24 protein-coding genes are annotated in these 15,183 nt (G+C 54.7%); 5 read left to right on the forward strand and 19 right to left on the reverse strand.

What is annotated here, in order from left to right; all coding sequences use genetic code 11:
* Positions 1-81: 81 nt before the first annotated feature.
* From AC2FNU_RS03565 to AC2FNU_RS03645, 17 genes are all read right to left on the reverse strand, one after another.
* On the reverse strand, positions 82-222 hold the full coding sequence (locus tag AC2FNU_RS03565; RefSeq protein ID WP_496784855.1) for a hypothetical protein: 141 nt from the start codon (positions 220-222) through the stop codon (positions 82-84).
* The gene (locus AC2FNU_RS03570; RefSeq protein ID WP_496784858.1) at positions 219-1,604 is read right to left on the reverse strand and encodes a packaged DNA stabilization protein; all 1,386 of its coding nucleotides are present in this window, start codon (positions 1,602-1,604) and stop codon (positions 219-221) included. Before AC2FNU_RS03570 ends, AC2FNU_RS03565 begins: the two co-directional genes overlap by 4 nt.
* A gap of 3 nt (positions 1,605-1,607) precedes the next feature.
* The gene (locus tag AC2FNU_RS03575; RefSeq protein WP_496784860.1) at positions 1,608-2,006 is read right to left on the reverse strand and encodes a hypothetical protein; all 399 of its coding nucleotides are present in this window, start codon (positions 2,004-2,006) and stop codon (positions 1,608-1,610) included.
* A gap of 52 nt (positions 2,007-2,058) precedes the next feature.
* A complete protein-coding gene (locus AC2FNU_RS03580) occupies positions 2,059-3,291 on the reverse strand; it encodes a P22 phage major capsid protein family protein (protein WP_496784862.1) in 1,233 nt (410 codons plus the stop codon).
* A 14-nt stretch (positions 3,292-3,305) separates the two neighbouring features.
* Complete coding sequence (locus tag AC2FNU_RS03585) at positions 3,306-4,154, reverse strand: hypothetical protein (protein WP_496784864.1); 849 nt, start codon at positions 4,152-4,154, stop codon at positions 3,306-3,308.
* A gap of 26 nt (positions 4,155-4,180) precedes the next feature.
* On the reverse strand, positions 4,181-6,139 hold the full coding sequence (locus AC2FNU_RS03590; RefSeq protein WP_496784866.1) for a portal protein: 1,959 nt from the start codon (positions 6,137-6,139) through the stop codon (positions 4,181-4,183).
* Positions 6,136-7,413, reverse strand: a complete 1,278-nt coding sequence (locus AC2FNU_RS03595; protein WP_496784868.1) for a DNA-packaging protein — start codon at positions 7,411-7,413, stop codon at positions 6,136-6,138. Before AC2FNU_RS03595 ends, AC2FNU_RS03590 begins: the two co-directional genes overlap by 4 nt.
* 25 nt (positions 7,414-7,438) lie before the next feature.
* On the reverse strand, positions 7,439-7,765 hold the full coding sequence (locus tag AC2FNU_RS03600; RefSeq protein ID WP_496784870.1) for a hypothetical protein: 327 nt from the start codon (positions 7,763-7,765) through the stop codon (positions 7,439-7,441).
* Positions 7,766-7,791: 26 nt separating this feature from the next.
* Positions 7,792-8,082, reverse strand: a complete 291-nt coding sequence (locus AC2FNU_RS03605) for a hypothetical protein (protein WP_496784872.1) — start codon at positions 8,080-8,082, stop codon at positions 7,792-7,794.
* 24 nt (positions 8,083-8,106) lie between these two features.
* Complete coding sequence (locus AC2FNU_RS03610; protein ID WP_496784876.1) at positions 8,107-8,331, reverse strand: hypothetical protein; 225 nt, start codon at positions 8,329-8,331, stop codon at positions 8,107-8,109.
* A 22-nt stretch (positions 8,332-8,353) separates the two neighbouring features.
* Complete coding sequence (locus AC2FNU_RS03615; RefSeq protein WP_496784881.1) at positions 8,354-8,770, reverse strand: hypothetical protein; 417 nt, start codon at positions 8,768-8,770, stop codon at positions 8,354-8,356.
* A gap of 611 nt (positions 8,771-9,381) precedes the next feature.
* Positions 9,382-9,984, reverse strand: a complete 603-nt coding sequence (locus tag AC2FNU_RS03620; protein ID WP_496784884.1) for a hypothetical protein — start codon at positions 9,982-9,984, stop codon at positions 9,382-9,384.
* Between the two features lies 1 nt (position 9,985).
* Positions 9,986-10,297: a hypothetical protein gene (locus tag AC2FNU_RS03625; RefSeq protein WP_496784887.1), complete on the reverse strand. Its 312-nt coding sequence runs from the start codon at positions 10,295-10,297 to the stop codon at positions 9,986-9,988.
* 63 nt (positions 10,298-10,360) lie between these two features.
* Positions 10,361-10,684 carry an HNH endonuclease gene (locus tag AC2FNU_RS03630; protein ID WP_496784889.1) on the reverse strand — a complete coding sequence of 108 codons (324 nt, stop codon included), beginning with the start codon at positions 10,682-10,684 and terminating at the stop codon, positions 10,361-10,363.
* Between the two features lie 361 nt (positions 10,685-11,045).
* Positions 11,046-11,489, reverse strand: coding sequence for a hypothetical protein (locus AC2FNU_RS03635; protein ID WP_496784892.1), 444 nt, complete (start codon positions 11,487-11,489; stop codon positions 11,046-11,048).
* Entirely contained in the window at positions 11,486-11,917 is a 432-nt protein-coding gene (locus tag AC2FNU_RS03640) for a hypothetical protein (protein ID WP_496784896.1), read from the reverse strand. The genes AC2FNU_RS03635 and AC2FNU_RS03640 overlap by 4 nt, the downstream gene beginning before the upstream one ends.
* A complete protein-coding gene (locus tag AC2FNU_RS03645; RefSeq protein WP_496784898.1) occupies positions 11,914-12,357 on the reverse strand; it encodes a hypothetical protein in 444 nt (147 codons plus the stop codon). The genes AC2FNU_RS03640 and AC2FNU_RS03645 overlap by 4 nt, the downstream gene beginning before the upstream one ends.
* 74 nt (positions 12,358-12,431) lie before the next feature.
* Here AC2FNU_RS03645 and AC2FNU_RS03650 point away from each other — a divergent pair, with 74 nt between their 5' ends.
* Positions 12,432-12,680, forward strand: coding sequence for a hypothetical protein (locus tag AC2FNU_RS03650; RefSeq protein WP_496784900.1), 249 nt, complete (start codon positions 12,432-12,434; stop codon positions 12,678-12,680).
* A 127-nt stretch (positions 12,681-12,807) separates the two neighbouring features.
* Here AC2FNU_RS03650 and AC2FNU_RS03655 read toward each other — a convergent pair whose 3' ends face one another.
* Together AC2FNU_RS03655 and AC2FNU_RS03660 are read right to left on the reverse strand one after the other, a co-directional pair.
* Positions 12,808-13,131, reverse strand: a complete 324-nt coding sequence (locus AC2FNU_RS03655; protein ID WP_496784902.1) for a hypothetical protein — start codon at positions 13,129-13,131, stop codon at positions 12,808-12,810.
* Positions 13,128-13,346: a carph-isopro domain-containing protein gene (locus AC2FNU_RS03660; protein ID WP_496784903.1), complete on the reverse strand. Its 219-nt coding sequence runs from the start codon at positions 13,344-13,346 to the stop codon at positions 13,128-13,130. Before AC2FNU_RS03660 ends, AC2FNU_RS03655 begins: the two co-directional genes overlap by 4 nt.
* An 85-nt stretch (positions 13,347-13,431) precedes the next feature.
* On the opposite strand from AC2FNU_RS03660, the gene AC2FNU_RS03665 reads away from it, so the two are divergent.
* From AC2FNU_RS03665 to AC2FNU_RS03680, 4 genes are all read left to right on the forward strand, one after another.
* Positions 13,432-14,148 carry a S24 family peptidase gene (locus AC2FNU_RS03665; RefSeq protein ID WP_496784905.1) on the forward strand — a complete coding sequence of 239 codons (717 nt, stop codon included), beginning with the start codon at positions 13,432-13,434 and terminating at the stop codon, positions 14,146-14,148.
* Complete coding sequence (locus AC2FNU_RS03670; RefSeq protein ID WP_496784907.1) at positions 14,145-14,375, forward strand: hypothetical protein; 231 nt, start codon at positions 14,145-14,147, stop codon at positions 14,373-14,375. Before AC2FNU_RS03665 ends, AC2FNU_RS03670 begins: the two co-directional genes overlap by 4 nt.
* Entirely contained in the window at positions 14,365-14,685 is a 321-nt protein-coding gene (locus AC2FNU_RS03675; protein WP_496784909.1) for a hypothetical protein, read from the forward strand. Before AC2FNU_RS03670 ends, AC2FNU_RS03675 begins: the two co-directional genes overlap by 11 nt.
* 187 nt (positions 14,686-14,872) lie before the next feature.
* A complete protein-coding gene (locus AC2FNU_RS03680; protein ID WP_496784911.1) occupies positions 14,873-15,178 on the forward strand; it encodes a hypothetical protein in 306 nt (101 codons plus the stop codon).
* Positions 15,179-15,183: the final 5 nt, after the last annotated feature.

Raw genomic sequence — 15,183 nt, forward strand, 5'->3', positions numbered from 1 at the left:
CTGTAGGGCCATGCCGGTTGATTGTGTTCATGAAACGCCTTTGCCATTTCCAACAGGGCAGGCAAGTCCGCCTGTGTGGCTTTACGGCTCAAGGGCTTCGATCCGCGCCTCAAGCGCATTGATGTATTTGACCAGCATTCCGATGTAGATCAGAAGCTCCATATGCGGCAGGTCGCCATTTTGAGTTATAGGAGTGGTGCTGTTTAACTCAGGCGCGCTCATGCAAGCCTCACTCTCACGTCAGACCAAATCGGGACTTCATCCCAATGGGTCAGGTCAATCTGTGCTGTTATCTGTCGAAACTGGCCCAGAGACCGCATAACCACTCTTTGGTCATAGTCGCCCTGGCTTCCCATCGAATAGGTGCGCGGGGATTGCCATGTGTTACCCCGATCACCGGAGAACCGGGCCATGAGGGCTGTTTCGTTACCGTCTCGGATAGGCACGTCGCCAAAATCCGCATAAAACTCCACCTCTGGCACCCGGAACCGCTTGCTGTCAGCGCGTAGTGTCCGAGAAATTGCCCTGCGGTAAAGCGGAGCGCCGCCTTCCCAAAGCAAACCAGACGCCTTGCTTGAGAGCCTAGCGAGTTCGGGGGTCTGGCGGGCAATAGTCCATCTGCCCTGCGTATCCTGCGCCGACCCTATCGCATCCCAAGGGCCATGGTTCGCGCCCTCAGAACGTTCGTGCCATTCCCTTGTCGCAAAGTCATAGACCCAAGCGGGCCGATCCGAGAACCGAAGGACGCAGAACTTGTGCCCTTCATGCTCGTAATAAAAGCAGTGTGTTGGGTCAGCCTCTGCAATATCCCGCGCCACCGCAGGCGTGGATACAGGCTGCAACCCTGCCCCTGTTGTTACATAGGCAATGTCGTCATTCCCGACAAAGAACAGGCCACCCCGGAACTTGGTCAGGAGATTGAACTTCTTGAGCCCGGTTGTGACAACCCCACCAGAAACGGGGGCAAATGCCTCGGCCTGATCAGCGGATCCGGTTTGATACCAAGTCTCAATGCTGCGTTCTTTGAAAATCCAGTAGTTGCGGTTCAAAGCAACACCCCGGATATTATTGTCCTCGCCCGCTTCCGTTGTGGCGAAGTTCAGGCCCCCAAGTGTGTCAGGGTCTGCCACATCCGACCATTGAAAGCGCCTCCCGTTCAACTCAGTGAGCAACATGCGCTGCCCCAGCGTTTCGACTGAACCGTAATTCTCAAACGCCCCGTCTACCGGCTCTGTCATCGTTGTGCCGTTCCAGGTGTAGTAATTCCCACCTGCAACAACGGTTACATATCCAAGGTTCCCGGCAATCGTCGTGTTCACGTCATCAGCAACCGCCCCAACCGGGACGATGTAACCGCCCTGCGAAACCGTCGCTAAGTTGCCTTCGACAACCACATAGGTTTGCCCGTCAATCCATTGGATTGCGCGGTTAAAACCAGAAGGCCAAGCGCCCCCAAAGGACTGCACAGGCACAGGCCGCAGCAGATAGCGTGTGCTATCCCCGTTCACGACGGGTTCGCGGTATAGGTTCAGCAGGCGTGATGTTCCGGCCCCCGGAGACGTAGCTGTCTGGGCGGATTGTCCTACAAACTCAACTGTGGGCATGTCTTACCGGCCCTGATAGCTCAAGGTTCCGTCGCGGGCCTTCTTGGACGGCACTTCATACAAGGCGCGGTCAAGAGAAACCTCACTGATTGTCAGGTATGCAATTCGAATTGCGCGGAAGAAATCATCAGGGTCAAAAGACGCCGGGACTTCGTAATTTGGTGAAAGCCGCCCCGCCAGAATGTGAACTACACCTTCCTTGAACTCATCCCCAAGCGGAAAGGTGCCACCAAGCCCGAGATCGGAATGACTGATGTCAACGCTACGTAACTTCCATTCATGGAGAAGCGAGTTCAGGGTCTCCAATCCCTCGGAAGCCTGATCTGCCGTCATATCCGTATCGAATGCCACAATCCCGAGTTTCCGGTATGCTCGCTTGATTATGTCTCTCATTGTCGCCATGGATCACCCCTCCGAAAAGGAAGGCGGGGGCCATCACAGCCCCCGCTCTTGGTTAGTTGGTCAGGCGCATACCCAAGCGCTGATCCAGGCACTTCACGCCAAACAGCATGTCAAAGCGCATGTTGTGCTGAAGCGTGTTGCCATCGACCCATTCGGTGCAGGAAATCGTTACCTTGTTGCCGCTTTTGGTAGAAGTCTTGACGCCGGCACCGCTTGCGATTTTCAGAGGACGAGTGACCAGAGCGAACGCCTTGGGGTGCAAAAGCAGAGACTGCTTGTTGGTCGCACCACTGGCACCCGTTTTGACGGTGATTGCAGCGTTGTCCGCCGGAGCCGCTGTCACGGTCTGGTAAGCACCTGAAGTGATCATCGGGGGTGAAACAGTCAGTGCCGCTGGGCCGGTAGACGCACCGGAGTCCGCATCCGCCATCACAACAAATGTCTGCAAGCGCCCCGTGTCCTCTTTCGAGATTGGGTTCACTGCATTGACACCAGCGATGGTGAACACGTCACCAGCTTTCAGAATTCCAGTGGTGGAGTTAGTCCAACCGTCTGTATTCAGGGTCTGGGTCCAAGTGTCCTTGGCTGTTGCGTAGGTTACGACTTGCGAACCGCCGTTAACCAGCGGCGTTCCAGTTGCAACACCCGAAGTGTGGGTTGGCGCGTGAACGCTTTCGTAGTTGTTGAAACCGGCATAGCGGCCAATTTCAGCTTCTTCGAAGGCGGTCTTAGCCTTGCCTTGGACATATACACCCTTGAGCCCATCCGCCAGTTCAACAGATGCGTCAGTGCCGTGAACGGCAAAACGATCCGACTGAGGAATGGCCGCGTCTGTCATGATCGCACCGGCCTTTGCCAGTTCCTTGAACGTCGAAGGGACAGTCCCGGCAGTGCCCGAGAAATAGTAAAGCTGATTGTACAGCCCCGCCAACTCGGTTTCGATCCGGTCTCGCATCTTGATGACAACCGGCTTGATAACGTCCTCTTGAACGCGATCAAACGACAGGGTGGCATCCAGCGCGCCAATATCAACCTTGATCGATACAGTCTTGTCCATCACCAGGGTTGTCTTGCCCTGCACGATGTCTTCACTGTAGGACGACACGTCGAGATTATCATCCTGACCCTGATACGCGGTCGGGCGACGGATACTGATTATGTCACCGACCATCGCGTATTCTTTTGAATAGTCTGTGTGGACTTTGTTGCCGAGAACAAGCTCGTTCTCAAGCAACATGAGGCCCTCTTGTGCGAACACAGAAGGCGTGAGGAAGGTATTAGCCATCTTTCAAGCTTTCCTTAGAATGAGCCGCCAGCTTCACGCCATGCGCGATACTCGCCCGCCGTCATTTCTGACGGGTCTTTGTGACCTGTCGCCTTTGGCGAAACAGGAGTCACCGGGTCTGGGGCCTGGGTTTGGGTTCTGGGCTTCGGCGTCTGCACGGCAACGAATTGCTCAAGCATCCGCATTGCACCCACTCGCTCGGCAGGAGGCATTTGTGCGATTTGCAAAGCCTGCTGCTTGTTCATCCCCAAGTGATAGGCCACATCCGCGCCCACTTCGGACAGCTTCAGAAGGTTGGCCATATCTTGCGTGATCGGAACGTCGGGGGCCGTGACAACAGCGTCAAAATCAGCGTACCGGCCTTTTGCTTCTTCGACTTGGGCAGCCCAATTCTCTTGGGCTTCGGCCATTTGTCTCTGATGCAAAGCCTGCTGGCGTTGTGTGTGTTGTTCGGCCTCACTCTCCAAAGCGGCAACCTGACGCTGGTCCATCAACTCTGCGGCCTTGTGGGCAGACAGAGCAGCGACGTATTCGTCGTGGTCGTCGTAGTCCTCGATCTTTGGGGGTGGTGTCTTGTCGGCACCCTTGAGGCGGTCGATTTGAGCGCGCAAACGGGCATTCTCTGCCTCGAATTGCGCCGACTCCTCTTTGACGCGGTTCAATTCCGCCTTACGGCGGTCTCGTCTCGCCTTGGATGCGCTTACCTTATCCTCGGCCTCTGGCTTTTCGCCATTGTCCTCGGCGGGCTGGGTTTCCACCTGCCCTTCTGTGCTTTCCGCCGCTTCCGGCGTTGCGACCTGCTCGGCCTCAGTTTGCACGACTTCCGGGGCTGCCTGTTCGGCTGCCTTCACCTCGTCGGTCATTTTCAATTTTCCTTGAAAAGTGGGGTTTAACCCCGTTGCATTAGCCCTTGCAGGGCACGGGCAACCTCGGCCTGTACGATTTGGCCGATTGCCGCGTTCAGTTGGCCGTTTTTAACAGCCAATTCCAGTTGTTCATTCATGACTTCGAACTGCGCTTTTTGGGCGTCTGCTTCGGCCTCTGTGGCCTCTGCGTCTGCCTTGCGGAACTCGATTTGCTGGGCTGCCTCTTGAATCTGGGCTGCGCGCTGTTGTTCCCTCTGGGCTATAGCTGCCTGTTTTTGTTCTTCAGGCGTCATGTCCTCCGGATCGCGGAACTGAGGCGGCAGACCCTTTTTCAAGCGCTCTGCAAACTGGTCAGCATCCGGCCAATCTTGGGCCTTTGCGATCAAGTCCGCTGTCATTGCGCCTGCCTGCGGCAACACTCGAATGAATTCCAGCATTCCTTCTGCGGTTTCCTGACGGCGCGTCGAGTAGTTCGGACCAACAGAGACACGAACATCATACTTGCCGATTGTCAGGTCATTGATCGGGATCTTAATCATCTGACCATTATGTGAAGCCAACTGCTGCCCATTTACAGGCACCATCTTTTCCTGCTCGTCTTTACCGAGAACTCGAACTTGTCGCGCCGTGTCGTAAACTTTCGGGATCATATCAACGATAACGCGTCCACAATGCGCAATCGCTTTTGCCATGTTGTCGGAATAGATCGATGTGGATACGTCGCTTTCCATTTGACGTTGGCGGATTGCAACGCCCGATTTCTCGTTCGACTGGTTACCTAGCGCGCTATCATAAATGCCGGTTGTCGCCTTCATGTCCTCGGCGGCATTCATCGCCTGGTCGAACATGGCCTGAGAGGAAACAGGCGGCGCGGCGCGCTGCGGTGCGCCCGGCGCTTTGTCGTCAGGGTTATAAACCAGATATGGGCGGTTTTTCTGGTTGGCCTCGTTCCAAATGGTCTCAAGGCCCTCAATTTGCTTGGTCGAGACCATGTAAGGCGCTTTGGGCTGCAATGCGACGAACTCGGTTTGTGCAGAGCGCCAATAGTTATACATCTGCTGCGCGTCCTTGGCATAACGGATGACGCTAGAGCGATAAACGCGATCACCCACCTGCCATTCCTCACCAGTCACCGCGATAACCGGAATGTGCATTGTAGGCTGTTCGTTCGGCCCCTCAAGCACGTCATTACCGCTGATCTTGGCCCACATGACCTTGTGCGTCTTGACGGTGCGTTCGCGCGCAATATTCATGCCGTGAACGGGATTGTCAGTGATTTCCCCGTTCCTGAGAAGGGCCAGCTTCTTCGTGACCGGCTCTTTCCAATAGTATTCGGCAACGATGACCTTGCTGTTCTCCTGCCAGTTTTCCAAACCGTCAGTTGTTCCGTCATGCTCAACATCGGCGTGTTTTTTACCGGGAAACGCTGCTTCGAAATCCTCTTTTTTCATCGTTTCGGTGATGAATATGTAACCCGCATCCTCGCGCGTCGGCATTTCAGCCGCCGGGTCACAGTAGACAGAAAAGGCGTTCCGAATGCGCTTGACCTTGATTTCCTGCTCAAAGGAAACATCGTCAACCCAATCGTTCAGAACTCGAAACCAGCCAATTGAACTTGCCGCAGCGCTTTCCGCCGTTTGCTCATAAACCGAACTTGCATCGCTGGCGTACTCAATCTGTCTTATCAGCCCTTCGATAATCTCGGCAGTTTCTGGCGAAGCATTACCATCCGCTGGGATCACGTTGATTGCCGGGTTCATGCGGCGAATGTCGCCCGTCACCTGTCGCACAAACTGCGGCAATCGGTTCATTGTCAGGCAAGGTTTCAGGTCTGTTTCTCGCGACTCTCGAATGTCCTGAGGCCACTGGTTACCGACCAGTTTCTCAAGGTCATCCATATCCTCTTGGCGGTTTTCAAGATCAGCGTCTACCGCCTCACTCATCCGCGACCGGGCAAGCTTTAGAATGTCGTCATTATTCATGATGCCAAAAATCCTGCTCCGCCGGTGGAGTAATAGCGAGATACGTCCGGGACAGTATCAACCATGTCCGGGAATAGCTCAGTGCAGGCCCAGACCAGCGCGTCGGCGCGATCAGGGCTGCCGTCACCTTGAAACCCTTCGTTGGTGAACTGTGTCATTTGGTTTTCGAGCTCTGGAAACTGCCCAACATGGCGAACTCGTCCTTGCTCATACAAAGCAGCTACTGGTTCCGCTCTGACGTGTTTGCCCTTTGAGGCTCGCACCTCTTTGATGTTTACGTTTGGGGCAACCGCTCTGACTGTGTGTGCAATCATGTCGCCGCCGTTGTTCACCTCGACCACGAGGCAATCGGCCTGATATTCGTGATATTTCGTTACCGCCGCTCTAGCCCATTCAGCAGGGCTGCCGCTTAGTGAAGCATCCTCTAAGACGTAGGCCACTTGGTTAGCCCTGTCGGAATCCATCCCGGCTACAATCAAACCGTGCTCGTCTGAGTCGTCGGTATTCGTAACGGCCACATCCAGCGCAACCACCGTGCGGCCTAACTCGGGCGCAGAGGCAACCCTGTATGCGTCTATTGCGGCCTGCGTCCAAAGAGCCCCCGGAAGGTCGGAAAGCAACTCAGCGTTTAGTTCCTGACGCCCTAAGCGCGTTCCCGCATACCTCTTTTGGATACGGGTCATGAAACTTGATGCAAGGTTTGCCTTGTTGTCCATAGTCACGCCGCGCGTGATATGCACCTTTCCTTCTTTTCCTGCCATTATGGATTTGACCAACTCAATGGCACGGGGCGTGGTGGTGACGATCTGTCGAGGGTGCCGCCCCAGACGAAGGCCGAACTGCGCTTGGTCCCACGTCTCGCGCGCATATCGCCACTTGGCTAACTCGTCATGCCAAAGAAAGTCATGTTGCGGGCCGCGAAGCTGATCAGGCTCAACCGCGTTGTATGTGAATGCCTTTGCCCCGTTATTGAACTCAACACAGCGGTTCGACTTCGTGTAAACCGGGCGCTTGGCCTTCGGAAATATCCGCAGTAGCTCAGCAACCATCACGTCGCGGGCGTCTGCCGCTGTTTCAGCAATCAGCCCAATACGCTCTGAGCGGTTGTTTTCTACCTCTTCCCTTACCGCCTCAGCTCCCGTGCGCGTTTTCCCCCAACCTCGACCAGCAAGTGCAAGCCAGATTTCCCAATCGCCATCCGGCATGACCTGATCCGGTCGCGCCAAGAAGCCTCGCCAATCGTAAAGAAGGGCCTCTTTCTCTTGATCAGACACCAGCGCGAGTGCCTGCGCCCTCTCATCAGGCGTCAGACTCGCTAGTCGTTCCGCTACGCTCTGCAATGCTATCCAGGAAAGCGGTCAGCTTTGCCGCCCCCTGCCCTACTTCTTCGGTTTGGATTGGGCTGCCATCTGGGCCGCTAATCTCCGCCGCCGTCATGTCTGGCATAACCTTTTTAAGCAGTCCAAGACCAACCTGCGCCTGAGTGCTAGTCATCTCCCTTTCACCCTCAGCGCATTCTATTAAATGGTTGAGAATATGACTGTTTCTGATTTTATTACGGTGTTCCTCGGTCATTTTAAAACCGGGGGGCCTGCCCTTGCCTCGTTTAGAGTTATCGCCGCTCATGGGGCAACCTCTCTTTCTGTTCTGGGTTATGCGTCTACAACAGCAACTTTGAAGCCAGCAGAGGCCGGGCCGTAACTCTTGACGCCACCTGCTGGTATTGTGTCGACAAGGCCACTTGTTGCGTCTGGTGAAAGACCGATGGCAACATCAACATCGCTCAGGGCTGTGATCGTGATAATCTCGCCAACCCCGGCGGCTTCTGTGGTCACCTGATTTGACGCGCTCGACGTGATGGCTTCCGACGCACGGGGAAGGCAACCATGAACAGGAGCACCACCGCCCATAGCGCTGCCAAATGTGATACGGACTTTTGCCATTGCTCTAACCTCTGGTTTGCGGGGTTATTCGCCCCAGTCAACTTTTATTGCTTCATCAAGATCGACCCATCTGGCAGGGACGCCAATCTCCAACTGGTGGATCTTGTAATCATCGAATTGGCAGATTTTGCCTGCAACATCATCGTAAACGACTGCCGCTATGGATGCCTCTGCTTCGGATTCGTAGACGCCGAGAAGGGTATCGCCTTCGTAGTTGGTCTGGCCCATTAAGACGAACAGGTTTTTCACGGCTAACCTCTGATTTATGGAGTTACCTTGCGACTTCCGCCTTGCCAGCGCAGTTCTCACAAAGTCGAATGGCGATTTTCACCGCCTCTTTTGCCGTTGCGCCCGCTGCCATTGCCCCAAGTGCTACGTCAGCCCCGGAGCCGATTGCATAGAAAGGGGCGTCGTATTCGATCCAATCCTCTTCGCCCCATTTTTCCCGCACGGTTCCGTCTGCCATCAGGTGAATGAGGCTATCTGCAACTGGTTCTATGGTCTCCGAACACGATACAGCGGCTATGGCCTGCTGAGCCCTGCCAAGAGAACCAGAACCACCAACGAAGCCACCGCCCTTGTGGTCGGGTACTGCCGCCCACTTCCGAGTGTGCCCGCAGATTACTCCATTGGAGAATACCCCGGTGTCAGCGGCGAGAACACCGTCCTTCACAGCGATGACTGTCAATTCACGCAACTCCTGATATTGCGAGACGGGTACCCTGCTGCCACTGGCGTACCCGTCTCTGGTCAAAGCCAAGTGCTGATAAGCCGAGGGGGACCCGGTGAGTATTGGCTTTGAATTGGATATGGTTGCCAGCCTGTTTCCGCTGGGCTGGCGCAGCGTACAAGAAACCCGCCCAGAGGCGCATCGTTGAGAGGCGGGGCGGGTATGCCGGTGATCAACTCCGGCTTTGTTTGAATGCTCATAACTCCGCAGGCGGCGCGCCAAGCCTTCTAGGGTCAAACTCGAAGCATCTACCCAATCTTGCGAGCCTTGCTTGTCATTGAAGACAGGGCCACCCACAGAGCAATGAACACTGCCCACTAACACACACCAACAATGAATTGAACGCGGGCCGGGCTTGATACCGGCTCCCCCTTGGATTGGCCGGGCGGGTTTCGTCCCTGAGAGGCTATCCCGATTTTTCGCGTGTCCTTCCACGCCGCCGCGCTCAGGAGGTGACACCAACTTGCAAGGTTTGGCCGAGCTTCCCGACCTAATGTCACCACCAAAGGGCGGAATCAAAAAACGCCACAAGTTCGTAACCGTGGCGCTACCAGAATCCTACGGACATATCAGCGCTTTGTCAACTCGTGCAGCGCTCGCAGTGCCGCAATGAACGACCGCCCTGCCCCGGTTATCTCCCCGCATTTCACCAGTGTCTCTTGCTGGTACGACACTGAACGGATTATCCGAGCCCTGTGCGGGTGCAATTGGTTCAGGCGTCCATCCCACAGCCGCATAGCCTTTCGGGCGCTGTCGGCCTTCTCCTCGTCTGTCCGGTCGTCTGTGGGGCTGTCGTCCAAGCGTGTCTCGAAGCGCTCGGGCATAAATTCCATCTTCGACACTGCCGGAAAGCGTTGCCTGCCAAGATTGCGGGCGCTGTACAGGTTTACCGCCTTGTCATATTCCATGAAGGTATCGAACAGGGCGCGGCGCTCGTCCTTGTCGCTGACGCCTATGTGCAGAACCATACCAGCCTGAGTTTCCAAGCTGGGCGCAAGTACGTCCTTTGTCGGCTTCTGACCTAGGTGGTTGGCCCGAGCCTGCATTGGTGCCTTCAAAGGATCTTCCTCAACTTTTGGCGTGACTGGCGCGGATTCAGCTTCCCAAGATTTGTAGAGATCTTTGACTGCCTTCTTATTGGCTCGCTTTGCCGCTTTGGAGTAGCTTTTCATTTCACTCACCCCCTGCCCGCTCTGCCTCACGACGTTTTTCTATGCTTCGACGCTTCTTTTCGGCTGCGCTGAAAATCTCCAAATCCAAACGACCTGACCGATAGGAATCCCTGAGAAAGTCCGGATCTATCCCTGCCAAGTCACAAACCGCACGGAAGTCTCGATTGCCAGACGAAAGCCAAGCGTCAGCTCTCCCCTTTTCCGTAGCTTCGGCCCTGAGCTGACCGTCATAGGCGCGTTCTTTTCCCGTCCAGCCCGCGTCAAGAACAGCCCTGCTGACGACTGCCTGCCAAAGCTTTTGTTCTCCGATCATGCCCTTTTCTCCTGCGTCAGTCTGTTTGGTTGGTGTTGGGATTTTGCTTAGAAAGTTTTCTGGTCATAGGCAGTCCAACCTTGTCCAAAACAACTCAGAAGCGATTTTCTCGTGGGCTATCCACTCGGTAAAGTCCTCGTAACTTTTCTTCCCTTTCGACGAATTGCAGGACCTGCATGCCGGAACGAGATTGGAAGGATGATCTGATCCGCCAATTGCTCGTGGAACGACATGATCAAGACACAAGGAACGTTTGTGCCCACAGTAGTGGCAACGCCAACCATGCTTCTCGAAAATGCCTATCTCTTTTCGGGATAATCGTGCTCGATCCACCACCTTACCTGTATAGGACTGGTTGAATCTCTTGACTGGCTTTGAAGATATCATGTCGCTCTACCCTCTCTAAGTAATTACCGTAGTTAGATTGTTACGCTCTTGCCTTTGGTGAGTTCGTTGTCGGATGGGCATAGGGCGACTTCAGGTCCACGCTCAGAAGCGTTTTCCCGATACCCCCCTAAACCCACACAGATCTTGCGTCTTGCCTTCGGAGCCGTCCGCCGCCTTTCGGGCCCCCGAGATCTGCCAGAACAGCCACGGGGTCTCTCACTATCTTGCGGGTATCTGGCCCGCATCAGCTTCGCCTTAGAGATTTCGGGCAAGGCGCTGGCTATCGCTGCTTTCCGTTGTAGCCAGTTGATTTCCTATCTCGCGCAACCGAAGTCGTCACCGTCCACGAGAAGGCGTCAGATCAAGCCTCTGACGAAGACTCCTCCATCACCTCAATGTCCTCGGGGGTTTCTGCTTCTGTGACCCTGAACTGCTTCCAATCGGAAAACAGCCGCTTGGCCCATGCTGCCTGTTTCTCAGAAGGGGATTTGCGGATCCGTATTAGCTTTTCGAACGACCGCCCAAACTGCCTGTCGTCGCCGTAAAGCGTGGGCAGGACGTACCCCCAATGACGGGCCACGTTCTCAAGTTCGGGGTCGTGAATGTCTGGAAACCGCTTTTCCCACTCTATGAAGTCGTAGGGATATCCAGCGCCAATGCGCCCTATGAAAGCTTCGCGCTCACTGACGGGAAGAACCTTCCACAGCCTGACAATCAGGCCCTTTACCAATCCGCACTCAGTTTCCTTGCTGTTGGTTTGTGCAAGCCTTTCGGCCATATCAAGAATCTGAGCTTTCGCCGTCATAGCAGGCCCTTCTTCTTGAGCCAGCCAATGAAGCCTTTGCGCGAACGCGGGGCCATTTTCTCAGTCGCCACCATAGCAGCGGCCTTGAGTTCGAGATCCGAAGCGCCGGCAGCCCAGAAACGCGCTATGCTGAGCGCCTCTGAGGCGTCCTGTGGGTCCAATGGTGGCAACCAGTCGCCGTGCTGCCCGTTGGCCTTCTCTGTCACGTCGTATGCGATTTCAGCAGGCAGTGAGCGCAGGCAGGTATATGCAATGGCTGCAAGGTCTTCTTCACTGAGAAGGCGGGCCAGCACGTTCTGAGACTGTATCCACTTGTCGCTATCGCTTAACGCCATGCATGCGCGAATTGTCATAAGCGCCCTGTCGCGTCGATCCATCTTGGCACGTTCTGCGGGCCAAGAGGCTATGACCTCGGCAAAGTCCTTCATTTGCCCTGCCCCCTGATCATCCGCGCGGCTACGTCGCCCACGCGCTGCCAGTTGTCCCTGTCGTTAATGGTGCCCCTGTGCTCTACCGCCACCACTGGTGGGATGATCCTGACAACGACACAGCCGCCATGAACAACGCCTGCGAAGGTCTCGGGCCACCTGACGCGGAATCCGCTATCATCGCAGCCCATGGCGTCTGCTATCCCGTCAATCGCCGCCTTTTGGGTGGCAGGCATGTTCTGAATGTCACGCTTGCCTTTGGTGGGCGGGTAGAACTCGAATTGCAGGATTGCGTTCGGAATACAGGGAACCTTTTGCTCAAGAGCCAAGGCCCATGCAGCTTTACGCGCGCTGGCAATGGCCTTGCTTCGCTTAGACCAGTGAACGCGACGGTTTTGCCATAGGGCGGGTTCGGGCCATGGGAGACGGATTGTGGTCATTGACTCCCCCTCTTTTTAAGAGAAGGCTGAGACCTCATTACGTTTTCAGACTTTTGCCAATTGGAGATTGAGCCTTGAGTGACGCGCCGTTTGTTTACTTCGACATCATCACCGACACCGGCAGTGTTCCGAACATTGTTCAGGTTACGCTGTCTGCTCTGGTTCGGGTTCGAGAAGGCGAAATTATGACCGAACTGAGCCAGATCCCGGTTGCCCATCTGCGGTGCAACACCACCGCCGCCAGAGAACTTATCGCCGCCCTTGAGGTGGCAATTGAACATGCGGAGAAACCGCCTCAGGCTACAGAAGGTAAGGCGAACTAACCGGGTCATTTCTAGACCCCCAAGCTTTGGAAAAATTTTTCCGCTTTTTTCTTTAGGCGCAGATACTTGGAAAAAGCCCGCCTAGAGCGGACTTCATACCAGCGGGCGGCAATGTAGGTGATAACTCTCAATCCCGGCCCCCAATCTGACCGAGGCCCAGCTCAACGCCAGCAATCAAAGCAACTGCGGTGACGTATTTCAGGGAGGCGTCGTTATTACCGCGTAGCCAGTTCCGGACCTGTCGCGGAGATACATCGAGAACGCGCGCGGCTTTTTCCGCTACAGCCGCCTCAGAATGGGCCGGGAAGGCCCGCCAGAGCAGAGCAGCAAACCAACGGCGTGAATTTTTTTCATGATCAATTTCATTTCTGGCAAAACTTTTCACAGCAAAGGCTCCATGTTTCCGATGTGAGCCAGAAACATGAACAGAAGGAGCGTGAGCGGAGGTCATCGGCTGGCCTCCGTTTGCTGTTTGCGTGGGAAAAAATCTTCTGGGCGCAGCGGAATGTTCTGCTTTTCTGCGTACGCAAGAATCTCGGTTTTACTGGGGTCGGGGATCGAACCTCTGAGTTTCCAGCTCTGAACCGTAGACACAGGCTTATCTATTGCCCGAGCCATCGGACGGACGCCGCCAAAGGTCTCAATGATCGTATCAACATAGCTCATGATCGCAATATGCGTACTAAATGTGCGCATTGCAAGCGAATAATGCGCACACTTGCGCACAGCCTTTTGTGCTTAATCTTCGCACATGGATAGTTCAGACGAATTGAGGGCCGCTTTGCGGTCACTAAGGAAAGAAGCGGGCCTCTCTATCAGGGCGATGGGTGAAGCCTTGGAGGTTAGTGGATCCGGATACAATCACTACGAAACCCGATTTAAGGAAAAATACCTGCCGGTTGACGTAGCCGAGAGCATCGCGAGCGTTCTAGAAAAACGCGGAATTGATCGTAGCCGAGTTATGAGGCTTTCATATCCACAAGAGATTGCTGGCAGCCACCACCAGAACACTGGCACTCAACCTGTTCCCGTGGATATCGGCGCAGAGCCACCGAATGGAAGCGCGCTTGTTCCAGTATTCGACGTTTCCGCCAGTGCAGGCTACGGTTCCGTTAACGAATACGAACCACAGACACACAGCCTCGCATTCCCACCGGATTACCTGAAGAAGCTGACAAGCGGATCGCCGCAGAACCTGGCAATTATCAGCGTCAAGGGCGACAGCATGGAACCCACACTGCTGGATGATGACATTGTGCTGCTGGACACCAGCAAGAAGCACTTGGGCTATGATGGCCTGTTTGTACTGCTGATGGATGATGTTCTGCACGTGAAGCGGATCGGGCGCTCATCCAAGAAAGGCCACGTCAGCGTGATTTCTGACAATCAGACATTCCCGCCATTTGACCGCGAAATCGAGAGTATAGAACCGGTTGGGAAAGTGCTGTGGTACGGGAGGAAGGTGTGAGCGATCAGGACGCAAAAATTGAAGAGATTGAGCGACGTGTTAAATTGCTTCATACCACTCAATTTGATGCAAACCTTGCGCTCGCCGATATGGCATCAAAGCTTCAGAAGATGATTGATATTCAATCCGTCTCTGAATCGGCGGAGTATTTACATACAGCCAACGAGTTCAATGAACAGTATCGTGAATTTATTAGACAATTAAGGAAACAACTTGATGAGTGGTGAAAAAGTTGTTCCGCACCCATCAGTCCGCGAGATGCGTCAACGCCTTGATCAATTGGAAAAAAATGCTCTCAGCTTGAAAAATGGAGATGGTGGTGGCACATTTGACGACATGGAACCACGTGTAAAACGTCTCGAAGAAGACATGTCCGAGATAAAGACGGACATGAAAGACGTGCGCGAAAGATTGGCGCGCGTAGAAGGCGAGATCAGGCGGCTGCCTGGATATCCAGGCATAGCAACGATTGTAGCATTGGTGGGCGGTGCGTTGCTTATCGTATCCCGCTTGTTTCCAAACGGACCAACGCCCTAATACCAGACCCATCGATACCCCCTAAACCCGACCCCGCTCCGGCGGGGTTTTTCTTTGCGTACATGCCCACAGGATTCACACGTGATTCTGTGTCGTGCGCATTTTTCTTACACGCGTGCGCTTTTTGCGCTTGATTGTTGTGCGCATTGTGCGTACATTCCTTCCTGTGACAAGCAGGAGACGGACAATGCTGACAATCGACGACATCCTTTATCGCAACGGCGTTAGTGACCGTCCGCACTTTGTTGTTTTCCAGCGTTCGTCCTACGTTGAGACTGGTGAAGCCTTTTGGGTGGCGCTGACCACTGCAAGTGACGCCAGTGAGGCACTGTTCAAAGCCAACCTAAAGCCGATGTACCCGAACCCTGCGCATGACCGCTTTGTTCTGGGAACAACGTTCTCCGAAGCAAAAAACCTGATCCGCTCAGGCAATCACTTCACTGATGCCGAGGTTGCGCTCTACCGCGCGCCCTACGCAACGGCTGCGGAGTGATTGTC

It is taken from the genome of Ruegeria sp. BHSB064, from assembly GCF_059613205.1.

Bases quoted from the DNA above. Each gene is read 5' to 3' on its own strand.
- AC2FNU_RS03635 (WP_496784892.1), bottom strand. From the start codon at position 11,489: ATGACGGCGAAAGCTCAGATTCTTGATATGGCCGAAAGGCTTGCACAA.
- AC2FNU_RS03630 (WP_496784889.1), bottom strand. From the start codon at position 10,684: ATGATATCTTCAAAGCCAGTCAAGAGATTCAACCAGTCCTATACAGGT.
- AC2FNU_RS03585 (WP_496784864.1), bottom strand. From the start codon at position 4,154: ATGACCGACGAGGTGAAGGCAGCCGAACAGGCAGCCCCGGAAGTCGTG.
- AC2FNU_RS03680 (WP_496784911.1), top strand. From the start codon at position 14,873: ATGCTGACAATCGACGACATCCTTTATCGCAACGGCGTTAGTGACCGT.
- AC2FNU_RS03620 (WP_496784884.1), bottom strand. From the start codon at position 9,984: ATGAAAAGCTACTCCAAAGCGGCAAAGCGAGCCAATAAGAAGGCAGTC.
- AC2FNU_RS03640 (WP_496784896.1), bottom strand. From the start codon at position 11,917: ATGAAGGACTTTGCCGAGGTCATAGCCTCTTGGCCCGCAGAACGTGCC.
- AC2FNU_RS03600 (WP_496784870.1), bottom strand. From the start codon at position 7,765: ATGAGCGGCGATAACTCTAAACGAGGCAAGGGCAGGCCCCCCGGTTTT.
- AC2FNU_RS03570 (WP_496784858.1), bottom strand. From the start codon at position 1,604: ATGCCCACAGTTGAGTTTGTAGGACAATCCGCCCAGACAGCTACGTCT.
- AC2FNU_RS03655 (WP_496784902.1), bottom strand. From the start codon at position 13,131: ATGACCTCCGCTCACGCTCCTTCTGTTCATGTTTCTGGCTCACATCGG.
- AC2FNU_RS03590 (WP_496784866.1), bottom strand. From the start codon at position 6,139: ATGAATAATGACGACATTCTAAAGCTTGCCCGGTCGCGGATGAGTGAG.
- AC2FNU_RS03645 (WP_496784898.1), bottom strand. From the start codon at position 12,357: ATGACCACAATCCGTCTCCCATGGCCCGAACCCGCCCTATGGCAAAAC.
- AC2FNU_RS03605 (WP_496784872.1), bottom strand. From the start codon at position 8,082: ATGGCAAAAGTCCGTATCACATTTGGCAGCGCTATGGGCGGTGGTGCT.
- AC2FNU_RS03660 (WP_496784903.1), bottom strand. From the start codon at position 13,346: ATGAGCTATGTTGATACGATCATTGAGACCTTTGGCGGCGTCCGTCCG.
- AC2FNU_RS03675 (WP_496784909.1), top strand. From the start codon at position 14,365: ATGAGTGGTGAAAAAGTTGTTCCGCACCCATCAGTCCGCGAGATGCGT.
- AC2FNU_RS03580 (WP_496784862.1), bottom strand. From the start codon at position 3,291: ATGGCTAATACCTTCCTCACGCCTTCTGTGTTCGCACAAGAGGGCCTC.
- AC2FNU_RS03625 (WP_496784887.1), bottom strand. From the start codon at position 10,297: ATGATCGGAGAACAAAAGCTTTGGCAGGCAGTCGTCAGCAGGGCTGTT.
- AC2FNU_RS03565 (WP_496784855.1), bottom strand. From the start codon at position 222: ATGAGCGCGCCTGAGTTAAACAGCACCACTCCTATAACTCAAAATGGC.
- AC2FNU_RS03575 (WP_496784860.1), bottom strand. From the start codon at position 2,006: ATGGCGACAATGAGAGACATAATCAAGCGAGCATACCGGAAACTCGGG.
- AC2FNU_RS03665 (WP_496784905.1), top strand. From the start codon at position 13,432: ATGGATAGTTCAGACGAATTGAGGGCCGCTTTGCGGTCACTAAGGAAA.